Source organism: Hydrogenophaga sp. L310 (assembly GCF_055703065.1).
On sequence record NZ_JBVPZA010000002.1, the window covers coordinates 15,501 to 28,155 of the forward strand.

Sequence of the window (12,655 nt, forward strand, 5' to 3'; positions counted from 1 at the left end):
CATGACCAACGCCGTCATCGTCTCCACCGCCCGCACGCCCCTGGCCAAGAGCTGGAAGGGCGCCTTCAACATGACCCATGGCGCCACGCTCGGCGGCCACGCCGTGCAGCACGCCGTGCAGCGCGCCGGCATCGACGCAGCAGAAGTCGAAGACGTGATCATGGGCTGCGCCAACCCCGAGGGCGCGACGGGCGCCAACATCGCGCGCCAGATCGCGCTCAAGGCCGGCCTGCCCATCACGGTATCGGGCATGACCGTCAACCGCTTCTGCTCGTCCGGACTGCAGACCATCGCCCTGGCCGCCCAACGCATCATCGCGGGCGAAGGCTCGGTGTATGTGGCCGGTGGTGTGGAGAGCATTTCCTGCGTGCAGCAGGAAATGAACCAGCACATGCTGGTGGACCTGGCCCTGCAGAAGCAGAAGCCCGAGATCTACTGGAACATGCTGCAGACCGCCGAACAGGTCGCCAAGCGCTACGGCATTGGCCGCGATGCCATGGACGAGTACGGCGCCGCCAGCCAGCAGAAGGCCACGGCCGCGCTGGAAGCCGGCCTGTTCAAGGCCGAGATCGCGCCCATCACCGTGACCGCCGGCGTGGCCGACAAGGTCATGGGCCTGATGACCAGGCAGGTCACGGTCGAGAACGACGAAGGCATCCGCGCCGGCACCACCAAAGAAGGCATCGCCGGTCTGCGTTCGGCGCTACCGGGCGGCCTGATCTCGGCCGGCAATGCCAGCCAGTTCAGCGACGGCGCGGGTGCCTGCGTGGTGATGGACGAGACCCTCGCCGAGAAGAAGGGGCTGCAGCCGCTGGGCCGTTTCCTCGGCTTTGCGGTGGCGGGTTGCGAGCCCGACGAAATGGGCATTGGCCCGGTGTTCGCCATCCCCAAGGTGCTCGCGCGCCTGGGCCTGAAGGTGAGCGACATCGACCTCTGGGAACTCAACGAAGCCTTCGCCGTGCAGGTGCTCTACTGCCGCGACAAGCTGGGCATTCCGCACGACAAGCTCAACGTGAACGGCGGCGCCATCGCCGTGGGCCACCCCTACGGCGTGTCGGGCCAGCGCCTGACCGGCCACGCGCTGATCGAAGGCAAACGCCGCGGCGCCAAGCGCGTCTGCGTGACCATGTGCATCGGCGGTGGCATGGGCGCGGCCGGCATCTTCGAAGTCTTGTAAGGACTTCCGGTGAGCGACGTCACCGTCAGCCCCGAGGCATTTCTGGCGATGGGTCGCGAGGTCCTGGCCTCGCAGCCCTTCTCCCAGCTCATCGGGGCCGAGCTGGCAGCGCTCTCGCCGGGACGCTGCGAGCTGCACGTCCCGATCACGGAAGTGGTCAAGCAGCAGCACGGTTTCGTGCACGGTGGCGTGCTCAGCTACGCGGCCGACAACGCGCTCACCTACGCCGGAGGCACGGCCCTGCGGGTGCCGGTGGTGACGGCCGAGTTCAAGATCAACTACCTGCGCCCGGCCATCGGCGAGCGCCTGATCGCGCGCGCCGAAGCCGTGCACACCGGCAAGTCGCAGGCGGTCTGCCGCTGCGACGTGTTCGTGGTGAAAGACGGTGAAGAAAAACTCTGCGCCGTGGCGCAGGGCACCATCGCCGCGCTGCCGGCGGCACCGGCCTGAGCGAATCGATGAATCCCTACCGCATCGGTTCTGGTGCCGGCTACGCCGGTGACCGTATCGACCCCGCGCTGGACCTGGCCGAACGCGGCGAGCTGGATGCGCTGGTGTTTGAGTGCCTGGCCGAGCGCACCATCGCGCTGGCCCAACTGCGCCGTGCGGCCGACCCGCAGGCCGGGTACGACCCGATGCTCAAGGCGCGCATGCGCGCGGTGCTGCCCGCTTGCGTGCGCAACGGCGTGACCATCATCACCAACATGGGCGCCGCCAACCCGGTGGCCGCTGGCCAGGCGGTGCTGGACGTGGCGCGCACACTGGGCCTGCCGCGCCTGCGCGTGGCGGTGGTGACGGGCGACGATGTGCTGTCCTGGATGTTGGCGAACGACGTGCCGCTGATGGATTCAGCCGAGAGCGTGCGGAGCCTGGACGGGCGCTTGATTTCCGCCAACGCCTACCTGGGCGCCGACGCCTTGCTGCCCGCGCTGCAGGCCGACGCGAACGTGATCATCACCGGCCGTGTGGCCGACCCCTCGCTGTTTGTGGCGCCGCTGATGGCGCACTTTGGCTGGGCCGCGGACGACTGGCACCGCCTGGGCCAGGGCCTGCTGGTGGGGCACCTGCTCGAATGCGCGGCCCAGGTCAGTGGCGGTTACCTGGCCGACCCCGGCCATGTGGACGTGCCCGATCTGCACCGCGTGGGCTTTCCGCTGGCCGAGGTGTCTGCCGATGGCAGCGCGGTCATCACCAAGCTGCCGGGCACCGGCGGGCGCGTGGACCGGCTCAGCTGCACCGCGCAGCTGCTCTACGAAGTGGAAGACCCGGCGCAGTACCTGCAGGCCGACGTGGTGGGCGATTTTTCAAAGGTCCGCTTCACGCAGCTCGACACCGACCGGGTGCAGGCGCAGGGCGCCAGCGGCCACGCCCGCCCCGAACGGCTGAAGGTGACGCTGGGCTACCGCGACGGCTTCATCGGAGAGGGCCAGATTTCCTACGCCGGGCCGGGTGCGCGGGCGCGTGGGGAACTGGCGCTGTCCATACTGCGCCACCGGCTGCAGGACACCGCGCTGTCCCACGGACTCTCCGGTCTGGAACACCGCGCCGAGCTGATCGGTGTGAACGCGATGCACGGCCCTCAGCTGGGCGCGGACCGCGAGCCGTATGAGGTGCGCGTGCGCCTGGCGGTGCGCTGTTTGACGCGCGCGCAGGCTGAAGCGGTGGGACAGGAGGTGGAAGCGCTCTACCTCAACGGACCGGCGGCTGGCGGCGGTGTAACGCAGTCCGTGCGCGAGGTGATCGCCGCAGCTTCGGCCCTGGTGCCGCGCAGCGCGGTTCATGCCCGCTGCGACATCCTCGAACTGAGCGCGGAAGGTTGACATGACAGCACCGTCCCAAAAAACATCCCCACGCCGCACGCTGCGCGACATCGCGCTCGCCCGCTCGGGCGACAAGGGCAACCGCGCCACGCTCAGCGTGATCGCGCTGAACCCCGCAGACTATCCCGAGCTGGAGCGCCTGCTCAGCGCCGAGCGGGTGCAGGCCCACTTTGCCGGCGTGGTGCAGGGACCGGTGCAGCGCTACACCTTGCCCGATCTCGCGGCGGTGCATTTCGTGATGTTCGGCGCCCTGGGCGGCGGCGTCACTCGTTCGCTGGCGCTCGACGCCCACGGTAAAACCCTGAGTGCCGCGGTGCTGGATCTGCCGCTCTGAGCCCTACACTGACTTTGCCTTTTCACAACCACCCCGAGGAGACTTTCATGCGTCCTGTGTTCCGATTGCTGGCCATCACCGCCACTGCGCTGGCGTGTTCCTCCGCCGCCCTGGCCCAGGCCTGGCCCGACCGGCCAATCAAGGCCGTCGTGCCCTTTGCCGCCGGCAGCGCCACCGACACCATCGGCCGCGCCTTCGCGCTGAAGATGCAGGAGTCGCTGGGGCAGACCATCGTGGTCGACAACAAGCCCGGCGCCAGCGGCCTGCTGGGTGCCGACGCGGTGGCCAAGGCCGCGCCCGACGGCTACACCATCCTGATCGGCACCAACAGCACCAACGCCGCGCTCAAGAGCCTGATGAAGAAGCTGCCCTACGACCAGGACACCGCCTTTGCGCCCGTGGCCTACATGGGCTCGGTGCCGCTGATCATGGCGGTCAACAACGACGTGCCGGCCAAGACGCTGAAGGAGCTGGTGGACATGGCCAAGGCCAAGCCGGGCAGCATCAACTTCGCCAGCGCCAGCACCTCGCAGCTCGTGTCCACCGAGATGATGGCGGGCATGGCCGGCATCCAGCTCTCCAATGTGCCCTACAAGAGCGGCCCGGCCGCCATGACCGACCTGATCGGCGGCGTGGTGCAGATGTTCAGCGCCGACTTCGCGGTGATGCTGCCGCAGGTGAAAGCGGGCAAGGTGCGCGGCCTGGCGGTGACGTCGTCCAAGCGCTCGCCGGCCGTGCCCGAGCTGCCCACCGTGAACGAAGCGCTGGGCCTGAAGGACTACGAACTGATCGCCTACTTCGCGGTGTTCGCGCCCGCGGGCACGCCGCCCGACATCGTGGCCAAGCTCAACAAGGCGGTGAACGAAGCGGCCAACAGCAAGGAGATCCAGGACCGCTTCGCGGGCATCGGCTTCGCGGTCGAACCCGGCACCCCCGCCGACCTCGCCAAGCGCAGCGTGGCCGAAACCGCCAAGTGGGCCAAGGCCATCAAGGACGCCAAGATCGAACCGCAGTGAGGTCTGCGCGGGACGGTGCCCGCTGGCGCTGTCCCGCAGCCGACTGTCCCGCGAGGGACGAAATTCACCCTTTGGCTGGGCTGTTCCCCTTGCTCCCACGCGTGCGGACGGCACACTACAGCGTCCTTCTGCACCGACTGCTGCCATGAGCCTCCGTCCCACCCTCGATTTCCTGCTGCATCACTGGCTGGCCGCCGAATCGCTCACCCAGCGCGAGCGCTTCAAAGACCACAGCCGCGAAACCTTTGACGCCGTGCTCGACACCTGTGAGCGCATCGCACGCGAGAAGTACGCGCCCTTCAACCGGCTGGTCGACACGCAGGAGCCGCAGTTCGACGGTGAGCGCGTGATCCTGCCGCAGGCCACGCACGACGCGCAGAAAGCCTACGCCGGGAGCGGCATGCTCAGCGCAGCGCAGGACTATGAGATTGGCGGCATGCAGCTGCCCTACACGGTGGAGGCTTCGGCCAACGCCTTCTTCGCCATGGCCTCGGTGAGCATCGGCAGCGGCATGCTCACCACCGGCAACGCCAACCTGCTGATGAAACACGGCACAGAGGCGCAGAAGCGTGTGTTTGCGCTCAACGAATTCAGTGGCCGTTTCTCCGGCACCATGTGCCTGAGCGAGCCGCAGGCCGGCTCGTCGCTCAGCGACGTGGTGACGCGTGCCGTGCCCGATGGTGAGGGCTTTGAAGCCGATCCGCTCGGCCCGCGCTACCGCCTCAAAGGCAACAAGATGTGGATCTCGGCCGGCGAACACGAGCTGACCGAGAACATCATCCACCTGGTGCTGGCCAAGATCCCCGACGCGGAGGGCAAGCTGGTCCCGGGCGTCAAAGGCATCTCGCTCTTCATCGTGCCCAAGAAGCTGGTGGACACCGAAGGCCAGCCCACCGGCGAACGCAACGACGTGGCACTCGCCGGCCTGAACCACAAGTGCGGCTGGCGCGGAACGACCAACACCTTGCTGAATTTTGGCGAGGGCAAGTACCCGGTGCGCGGTGAAGCCGGCGCGGTGGGCTACCTCGTCGGCCAGCCCGGCAAGGGCCTGCAGTGCATGTTCCACATGATGAACGAGGCCCGCATCGGCGTCGGCATGGCGGCCACCATGCTGGGCATGGCGGGCTACCACGCGAGCCTCGACTATGCGAAGAACCGGCCGCAAGGGCGACCGGTCACAACAGGCGGAAAAGACGCCGCGGCCCCCCAGGTGCGCATCATCGAACACGCGGACGTGAAGCGCATGCTGCTGGCGCAGAAGAGCTACTGCGAAGGCGCGTTGGCGCTGGAACTCTATTGCGCCCGCCTGGTGGACGAACAGCACACCGGCGCGCCGGACGCGGCCGACGAAGCGCGCCTGCTGCTGGAAGTGCTCACGCCCATCGCCAAGAGCTGGCCCAGCGAGTGGTGCCTGGAAGCCAATTCGCTGGCGATCCAGATCCACGGTGGCTACGGCTACACGCGCGATTTCCCGGTCGAGCAGTACTGGCGCGACAACCGCCTGAACATGATCCACGAGGGCACGCACGGCATCCAGGGCATGGACCTGCTGGGCCGCAAGGTGCTGATGGAAAACGGCAAGGGCCTGCAGCTGCTGGCCGACCGCATCAACGCCACCATTCAACGCGCAATCCAGGTGCCCGAACTCGCGGCGCACGCCAACGCGCTGGGTCAGGCACTGGCGCAGGTGGGCGCGGCGACGAAAGCCGCCTGGGCCACCGGCAGCCCCACCGAAGCCCTGGCCAACGCCGTGCCCTACCTGCAGGCCTTTGGCCACACGGTGCTGGCCTGGATCTGGCTGGACGTTGCGCTGGCCGCGCGGGATGCCAGCGAAAGCAGCGCGCGCACTGGGCGCCTGGCTGCCGCACGCTTCTTCTTTCACTACGAGTTGCCCAAGATCGGTGCCTGGTTGCAGGTGGTTCGCGAACGCGACCTGACCTGTGCCGAGTTGCCCGAAGCCGCTTTCTGAACACCCATCCACAGGAGACACCCCATGACCCGCAACATCCAGCAACTCTTTGACCTCAAAGGCAAGACGGCGCTCGTCACCGGCGGCTCACGCGGCCTGGGCCTGCAGATGGCCCACGCGCTCGGCGAAGCCGGGGCCCGCGTGGTGATCAGCTCGCGCAAGGCCACCGACCTGGAAGAGGCCACGGCCGAGCTGCAGGCCGCCGGCATCGACGCGCGCTGGATCGCCGCCGACTGCTCGCTCGACGAAGACATCCGCCGCCTCACCAGCGAAACCCTGCAGCGCGTGGGCGAGGTGGACATCCTGATCAACAACGCCGGCGCTGCCTGGGGTGCACCCGCCGAAGACCACCCGCTCGAAGCCTGGGACAAGGTGATGAACCTCAACGTGCGCAGCTACTTTCTGCTGAGCCAGCTGATCGCCAAGGCGAGCATGATCCCGCGCCGCACCGGCAGCATCATCAACACCGCCAGCATCGCCGGCCTCGGAGGCAACCCCTCGGGCATGAAGACGATTGCCTACAACACCTCCAAGGGCGCGGTGATCAACTTCACCCGTGCGCTGGCCGCCGAATGGGGCGAACATGGCATCCGGGTCAACGCCATCTGCCCGGGCTTCTTCCCGAGCAAGATGACGCAGGGCACCTTGAAGGCCATGGGCGAAGAGAAGCTGGCTTCACACGCCCCACTGCGCCGCCTGGGCGACGACGAAGACCTGAAGGGCCTGACCGTGCTGTACGCGTCGGATGCCGGCAAACACATCACGGGGCAATGGCTGGCGGTCGATGGTGGCGTCTCTGTCATCACAGGAGGTTGAGTGGAGTTCTCGGTTCACATTCCTTTCGTCGAACTGCTCGGCTTCGAACTGCAGAAGTTCGAAGGCGGCGAGGCGGAGATCGCTTTTGCGCCCCGGCCCGAGCATGAAAACTCGTTCAACGTGGTGCACGGCGGTGCCAGCATGACGCTGCTGGACGTGGTCATGGCGCACGCCGGGCGCTCGGTGGAGCCGGCCATGGGCTGCGTCACCATCGAGATGAAGACCAGCTTCATGCGCGCGGCCAAGGGACCGCTGCTCGCCAAAGGCAAGCTGCTGCACCGCACCGCCACCATGGCCTTCACCGAAGGCAGCATCTTCGACGCCGAGGGCAAGCTCTGCGCCCACGCCACCGGCACCTTCAAGTTCGTGCCGCGCCTGCCGGTGGGCAAGTCCACCAACGCGCTGAACACCCTCAGGACCGACTGATGTCCGCCACACACACGCCCGTCGCCTTCGTCACCGGTGCCGCCCGCGGCATCGGCCTGGCCATCGCCCGCTGGTTTTTCCACCAGGGCTACCGCGTCGCCGTGATCGACAACGACGCGATCACACTGACCGCCACCGAAGCCACGCTGCGCCAGGAACTGGGTGCGCGCGCCGACCACCTGCTGGTGATCCACGGCGACGTGTCCGACCCCGCGCAGGTGGCGGCCGCCGTGCAGCGCATCGGTTCGGATTTCGGGCGGCTCGACGCGCTGGTCAACAACGCGGGCGTCGCCACTTTCAAACCGATCGGTGACACCACATACGACGAATGGCGCTGGGTCATGGCCACCAACCTCGATGGCCCTTTCATCTGCACCCAGGCCTGCGCGCCACTGATGTTGAAGAACGGCGGCGGCGCGGTGGTCAACATCGCGTCCATCTCGGGGCTGCGGGCCAGCACGCTGCGCGTGGCCTACGGCACCTCCAAGGCGGCGCTGATCCACCTGACCCGCCAGCAGGCGGTGGAGTACGGCAACGCCGGCATCCGCGTCAACGCGATCGCGCCCGGCCCGGTCGAGACCGAGATGGCAAAGAAGGTGCACACACCCGCCATCCGCGCCGACTACCACGACACCATCCCGCTCGCGCGCTACGGCAGCATGGAGGAGATCGCCAACGCGGTCGGCTTCCTGTGCAGCCCGGAAGCGAGCTACATCAACGGCCAGGTGCTGGCGGTCGACGGCGGCTTCGATGCCGCCGGCGTCGGCCTGCCCACGCTGCGCCGTCCCTCTGTTTGAAACACACCCAGGAGACATCCCCCATGCCCAGCAACCAACAGATCCTGCTCGACAACCGCCCGCAAGGCGAAGCCACCGTCGACAACTTCAGGCTTGTGACCACCGAGACGCCCGCCCTGTCCGATGGTCAGGTGCTCGTGAAACACCAATACCTCAGCCTGGACCCCTACATGCGTGGCCGCATGAACGACAGCAAAAGCTACGCGGCGTCGCAGCCGCTGGGCGAGGTCATGATCGGCGGCACCGTCGGTGAAGTCGTGGAATCGAAGCACCCCAAATTCAATGCCGGCGACCAGGTGGTCGGCATGGGTGGCTGGCAGCAATACAGCGTGGTGAATGCGGACCAGCCGGGGGCGCTGCGCAAGGTGGACACGACGCACGTGCCGCTCTCGCACCATCTCGGCGCGGTCGGCATGCCGGGCGTGACCGCCTGGTACGGTCTGGTGAAGATCATCAACCCCAAGGCCGGCGAGACGGTGGTCATCAGCGCCGCGACGGGCGCGGTCGGCAGTGCGTTTGGCGCGCTGGCCAAGGCGCGCGGCTGCCGCGCGGTCGGCATCGCGGGCGGACCCGACAAATGCAAGTACGCGGTCGAAGAGCTGGGCTTTGACGCCTGCATCGATTACAAGCTCCACAAGGACATGTACTCGCTGGCCAAAGCGCTCAAGGAAGCCTGCCCGAACGGCATCGACGGCTACTTTGAAAACGTGGGCGGCATGATCCTCGACGCCGTGCTGCTGCGCATGAACGCCTTCGGCCGCATCGCCGTCTGCGGGATGATCGCCGGCTACGACGGCGCGCCGCTGCCGCTGACCAACCCGGCGCTGATCCTGGTGAACCGCCTGAAGATCGAGGGCTTCATCGTCAGCGAACACATGGAGGTCTGGCCCGAGGCGCTGACCGAACTGGGCACGCTGGTGGCCACCGGCAAGCTGCGGCCGCGCGAGACGGTTGCGCAAGGCATCGAAAACGCGCCCGAGGCTTTTCTGGGGCTGCTCAAGGGCAAGAATTTTGGCAAGCAGCTGGTGAGGCTGTAACACCCCCGCCGCGCTGCGCGCGACCCCCTCAAGGGGGCGCCGCTGGCGGCCCGGCAAAGCCGTTTCCGCGGCGGCCTTGATCAAGGCATCGCCCTCGAAAAGGAGTTGTGATGAACGCTACCCATGAAGTGTTCAACCAGGTTGAGCCGCTGGTGGATGTCAACCTGTTCGCTGCCAACCGGGCGATGCAGGATGCGTTGCGCTTCAATGCGCCCGCGCTCGACACCGCGCCTTTGCAGGCGCTCGGCGCGCAGGTGGGCAGCGCCGAGATGCAGACCCACGCGCGCCTGGCCAACGTGTTCACGCCGCAGCTCAAGAGCCACGACCGCTTTGGTCACCGCATCGACCAGGTGGAGTTCCACCCGAGCTACCACGCGCTGATGACGGCTGCCACGGCGGCGGGTTTGCACGGCACGCCCTGGGGCACCGCCAGCCGTCGCGACGCCGGGCCGCCCCAAGGCGCGACAGCCCCCTTGGGGGGCAGCGAACCACACGGAGTGGGGAGCGTGGGGGCGCACATCCACCGCGCCGCCGGTTTCATGCTCTTCACCGAGCTGGAGCCCTCCACGTTGTGCCCGATCTCCATGAGCTACGCGGTCACGCCCGCGCTGCGCGACAACCCCGCCATCTACGCCGACTGGGCACCGCAGCTCACCAGCCGCGGCTACGACCCGGCTTTGAAGCTCTGGAAAGACAAGGCCGGCGTGACCATGGGCATGGGCATGACGGAGAAGCAGGGCGGCTCGGACGTGCGCGCCAACACCACGCAGGCCGTGCCCGCGGGCAGCGATCACTGGGGCCAGCGCTTCAGCGTCACCGGCCACAAGTGGTTCTTCTCGGCGCCGATGTGCGACGCCTTCCTGATCCTCGCGCAGACGCCCAGCGGCCTGTCCTGCCTGTTCCTGCCGCGTGTGCTGCCCGACGGGTCGATGAACCAGCTCTTCATCCAGCGCCTGAAAGACAAGCTGGGCAACAAGGCCAACGCGAGTTCCGAGGTCGAGTTCGCCGGCGCCACCGCCTGGCTCGTGGGCGAAGAGGGCCGCGGCGTGCCGCAGATCCTGGCCATGGGCACGATGACGCGGCTCGATTGCGCGCTCGGCACCAGCGGCCTGATGCGCCAGGCGCTGTCCATCGCGCTCAACCACACCAGCCAGCGCATGGCCTTCGGCAAGAAGCTGATTCACCAGCCGCTGATGAAGAACGTGCTGGCCGATCTCGCGCTCGAATCTGAAGCGTCCACCGCTCTGGCGCTGCGCCTCGCGCGCAGTTTCGACCGACCGGGGGATGAACACGAGCGTGCCATGCAGCGGCTGCTCACGCCGGTGGCCAAGTTCTGGATCTGCAAGCGCGGCAGCCACTTCGCGCAGGAGGCCATGGAGTGCCTGGGCGGCAACGGCTACGTGGAAGAGGGCGGCGAGGGCGTCATGGCGCGCATCTACCGCGAGATGCCGGTCAACAGCATCTGGGAAGGCGCCGGCAACATCATGGCGCTGGACCTGCTGCGCGCGCTGAGAAAAGCCGACGCCGCCGCCGCGCTCGCGCACGAACTGGCCCCGGCCCGGGGCATGCACACCGCGCTGGACCACCTGGCCGAGAGCCTGCCGATCCGCGTGGAACAGATGGCCACCGAGATGGAGGCCCGCCGCCTGGCGCAGGACGTGGCGCTGGCCGTGCAGGCGGCGCTGCTGGCGCAGACCGCGCCCGCCGCCGTGTTCGGCGCCTTCTGCGATTCGCGCATCGCCGGACACTGGGGTCACAGCTTCGGATCGCTGGGCACCGGTACCGACTTCGATGCCATCATCACCCGTGCTCAACCACGTTGAACAAAAGAGACACCCATGGCTGACCTGATCCTGCACCACTACCCCATGTCGCCCTTCGCCGAGAAGGCTCGGCTCATGCTTGGCTTCAAGGGACTGGCCTGGAAGAGCGTGTTCATTCCCAGCGTGATGCCCAAGCCCGACGTGGTGGCGCTCACCGGCGGCTACCGCCGCACGCCGCTGCTGCAGATCGGCGCGGACATCTACTGCGACACCGCGCTGATCGCGACCGTGCTGGAGCACCTCAAGCCCGAGCCCGTGCTGTTCCCCGAACACCTCAAGGGTGTCACGCGCATCGTGGCGCAGTGGGCCGACAGCACGCTGTTCTGGGCCGCCATGGGCCACACCCTCAGCCCCAAAGGTGCGGCCGCGATGTTCGGCAGCCAGCCGCCCGAAGTGGGCCAGGCCTTCGCGGTCGACCGCAGCGCCATGCGCAACGGCATGACCAGCCTGCGCGCGGGCGATGCCGCTTCGGCCTACCGCAGCTACCTGCGCCGACTCGCCCACATGCTGCACGAGCAGCCCTTCCTGTTCTGCGACGCGCCCTGCATCGCCGACTTTGCGGCCTACCACCCGCTGTGGTTCACGCGTGCGGTGAATCCGGTCATGGCGGGCATCCTGGACACCACGCCCGGTGTGCTGGCCTGGATGGACCGCATGGCCGCGCTGGGCCACGGCCAGCCGGCGAAGTTCACGGCTACCGAGGCCATCGCGGTGGCTGCGGCGGCCGAGCCCGCGCCGCTGGCCGACGAGGCTTTCCAGGACGACCACGGCGTCGCGCTGGGCAGCCGCGTGACCGTGGCCGCCGAGAGCTTCGGCACCGAGACCACCGAAGGCACGCTGCGCGCCGCCACCCGCACGCACTACACGCTGGAGCGCCACGACGACCGCGCCGGTCGCCTGCATGTGCACTTCCCGCGCATCGGCTATGTGCTGAAGGAAGTGCGCGCTTGAGCGGCCAGACCGTGCTCCCCCGCAGCGCCGCCGTGCAGTGGCGCTGCCTGCCGTTCGCCGCCATGTCGGCCGACACCCTGTACCGTTTGCTGCGCCTGCGCTCCGAGGTGTTTGTGGTGGAGCAGAACTGCGTGTTCCTCGACATGGACGGGCTTGACGCGCAGTGCATGCACCTGCTGGGCGAGACCGTGGACGAACAGGGTGAAGTCCATCTGCTTGCGTCCACCCGCCTGGTACCGACCGGCCTTGCGTTCGCCGAGGCCAGCATTGGCCGCGTGGTCACCGCGCCATCGGCACGCGGCGGGGGCATCGGCCACACACTCATGGCCGAGTCGGTGCGCCAACTGATCGCGCTGTGGGGCGAGCAGCCCATCCGCATCGGCGCGCAGGCGCACCTCGAAGCCTTCTACAACCGCCACGGCTTCGTGTCGGACAACAAGCCCTACATCGAAGACGGCATTCCCCATCTGGAAATGCTGCGCCGCTGAA

At 67.8% G+C, this 12,655-nt stretch carries 13 protein-coding genes; all 13 read left to right on the top strand.

Going from position 1 to position 12,655, the window contains the following annotated elements:
- Position 1 precedes the first annotated feature (1 nt).
- The 13 genes from AC0GNO_RS03725 to AC0GNO_RS03785 all read left to right on the top strand — a co-directional run bounded on the left by AC0GNO_RS03725 (position 2) and on the right by AC0GNO_RS03785 (position 12,654).
- Positions 2–1,177, top strand: coding sequence for an acetyl-CoA C-acyltransferase (locus AC0GNO_RS03725; RefSeq protein ID WP_472903004.1), 1,176 nt, complete (start codon positions 2–4; stop codon positions 1,175–1,177).
- Between the two features lie 48 nt (positions 1,178–1,225).
- Complete coding sequence (locus AC0GNO_RS03730) at positions 1,226–1,627, top strand: PaaI family thioesterase (RefSeq protein WP_472903421.1); 402 nt, start codon at positions 1,226–1,228, stop codon at positions 1,625–1,627.
- A gap of 8 nt (positions 1,628–1,635) precedes the next feature.
- The gene (locus tag AC0GNO_RS03735) at positions 1,636–2,997 is read left to right on the top strand and encodes an acyclic terpene utilization AtuA family protein (protein ID WP_472903005.1); all 1,362 of its coding nucleotides are present in this window, start codon (positions 1,636–1,638) and stop codon (positions 2,995–2,997) included.
- A 1-nt stretch (position 2,998) separates the two neighbouring features.
- Entirely contained in the window at positions 2,999–3,331 is a 333-nt protein-coding gene (locus AC0GNO_RS03740; RefSeq protein ID WP_472903006.1) for an AtuA-related protein, read from the top strand.
- 47 nt (positions 3,332–3,378) lie between these two features.
- Positions 3,379–4,347 carry a Bug family tripartite tricarboxylate transporter substrate binding protein gene (locus AC0GNO_RS03745; protein ID WP_472903007.1) on the top strand — a complete coding sequence of 323 codons (969 nt, stop codon included), beginning with the start codon at positions 3,379–3,381 and terminating at the stop codon, positions 4,345–4,347.
- A gap of 145 nt (positions 4,348–4,492) precedes the next feature.
- Positions 4,493–6,316 (top strand): acyl-CoA dehydrogenase, encoded by a 1,824-nt coding sequence (locus AC0GNO_RS03750; RefSeq protein WP_472903008.1) that lies wholly within the window; start codon positions 4,493–4,495, stop codon positions 6,314–6,316.
- A 24-nt stretch (positions 6,317–6,340) separates the two neighbouring features.
- A complete protein-coding gene (locus AC0GNO_RS03755) occupies positions 6,341–7,132 on the top strand; it encodes an SDR family oxidoreductase (RefSeq protein ID WP_305361629.1) in 792 nt (263 codons plus the stop codon).
- Positions 7,133–7,558, top strand: coding sequence for a PaaI family thioesterase (locus AC0GNO_RS03760; protein WP_472903009.1), 426 nt, complete (start codon positions 7,133–7,135; stop codon positions 7,556–7,558).
- A complete protein-coding gene (locus tag AC0GNO_RS03765) occupies positions 7,558–8,355 on the top strand; it encodes an SDR family NAD(P)-dependent oxidoreductase (RefSeq protein ID WP_472903010.1) in 798 nt (265 codons plus the stop codon). Before AC0GNO_RS03760 ends, AC0GNO_RS03765 begins: the two co-directional genes overlap by 1 nt.
- Positions 8,356–8,378: 23 nt before the next feature.
- Positions 8,379–9,392, top strand: a complete 1,014-nt coding sequence (locus AC0GNO_RS03770) for an NADP-dependent oxidoreductase (protein WP_472903011.1) — start codon at positions 8,379–8,381, stop codon at positions 9,390–9,392.
- A 110-nt stretch (positions 9,393–9,502) separates the two neighbouring features.
- Positions 9,503–11,215 carry an acyl-CoA dehydrogenase family protein gene (locus AC0GNO_RS03775; protein WP_472903012.1) on the top strand — a complete coding sequence of 571 codons (1,713 nt, stop codon included), beginning with the start codon at positions 9,503–9,505 and terminating at the stop codon, positions 11,213–11,215.
- Between the two features lie 15 nt (positions 11,216–11,230).
- Entirely contained in the window at positions 11,231–12,166 is a 936-nt protein-coding gene (locus AC0GNO_RS03780) for a glutathione S-transferase family protein (RefSeq protein WP_472903013.1), read from the top strand.
- Entirely contained in the window at positions 12,163–12,654 is a 492-nt protein-coding gene (locus AC0GNO_RS03785) for a GNAT family N-acetyltransferase (RefSeq protein WP_472903014.1), read from the top strand. The genes AC0GNO_RS03780 and AC0GNO_RS03785 overlap by 4 nt, the downstream gene beginning before the upstream one ends.
- Position 12,655: the final 1 nt, after the last annotated feature.